1 protein-coding gene is annotated in these 1,312 nt (G+C 38.8%); it reads left to right on the top strand.

All coding sequences use genetic code 11. The annotated features are described in order from the left end of the window. On the top strand, positions 1–807 hold an 807-nt coding region (locus RMO83_RS01315), incomplete at its 5' end, for a transposase (protein WP_310557865.1). Between the last annotated feature and the right edge of the window lie 505 nt (positions 808–1,312).

The following is a 1,312-nucleotide window of genomic DNA, read 5'->3' as shown; positions in this document are numbered from 1 at the left end:
GCTGTAGATGATAAACACAATTTAGTAGTAGCCACACACACCATCAATCGCAATGATAAAAACGCACTTTCGGCCATTGCATTAGAAGCCAAAGAGAATTTAGCACTAGAAACCTTTACAGTTTTAGTAGACAAAGGCTACCATAATGGAAGAGAAATAGACTCCTGCAAGCAAGCCAACATCACCACCATTGTGGCGCATCCTGATCAAGGTAAGAGTAACGAAAACGGTACCCAACCCGAGTATTTTGTATCACAATTTACCTATAACAATGAGGCAAATACTTATACTTGTCCACAAGGACAAACCCTGACTACCACAGGGAGCTGGCACAAGAAAACAGGGCGCACCGAAGAAAGCGGCTATCAATTCCAAAAATACCGCACACCAGCCTGCAGAACCTGTCCAGTAAAAGACTTATGTACTAGTAGGAAAGGAGGAAGAGAAATAGACCGAAGTCAGTACGCCGATGCTGTCGAGGAGAACCATCAGCGCTACAAAGACAACCCACAACTCTACCGAAAGAGGCAGGAGATTAACGAACATATCTTTGGGACAATAAAGCGAAAATGGGGTTACAATTACACCGATTTAATAGGTTTAGAAAAAGTAAACGGAGAACATAGCTTGATTATGTTGGTTTATAACATCAAACGCAGCATCAATATCCTGGGTGTTCCTGAGCTGATTGCCAAACTCAAAAAATGGAACTCACCTTACAAGAACAAAGTTTTGTTTTTAGTAAAAACGGACTATTTAAAGGGTATATCCCCCTTCCTTTTTGGACAAACCAAATTAGCGACCTAAAATAAAGCCTTCTCTAAAAGGCTTTATTTGGATTATAGCACTAGGAAAATTTGAAGATTGAAAGGGGAAAAGGAGGTTATTTCACAGCCTGACGTTCCGCCGCTTGGCGAGGTTGCGAACTTCGTAACCGTTTATTTTCCACTAAAGATAAAATTTCTTGCGGAACGCAAACGTGAATTTACCACAAAATTCGCAATCTTGCCAAACCGCTGTTATCCTTATTTTATAATTGCCAGTTCCTAATTGCACTTAAAGTATTGTATTCATTGACTTTATTAAATTTGACAGTGCAATTTTAAGCATAAAAAAGCAATGAAATACTTGTTTTGTTGTACCCAATGTTGTACCTTCGTATCACGATGCATCCAATTGAAAACCCAGTATTTACAATACTTTCACTCGTTTGCATTGCTTTACAAATATAGTACAACATTTCTAATTTCCTAACACTATGGCATCAATTAAACTAATTTTAAGAACACATCAGGCAGACCAAACTGGACAC

Source organism: Flavobacterium sp. (assembly GCF_031423415.1).
Lineage (GTDB): Bacteria > Bacteroidota > Bacteroidia > Flavobacteriales > Flavobacteriaceae > Flavobacterium.
The sequence above is the reverse complement of the archived record's forward strand: the minus strand, read 5'-3'. Positions and strand labels throughout refer to the sequence as shown.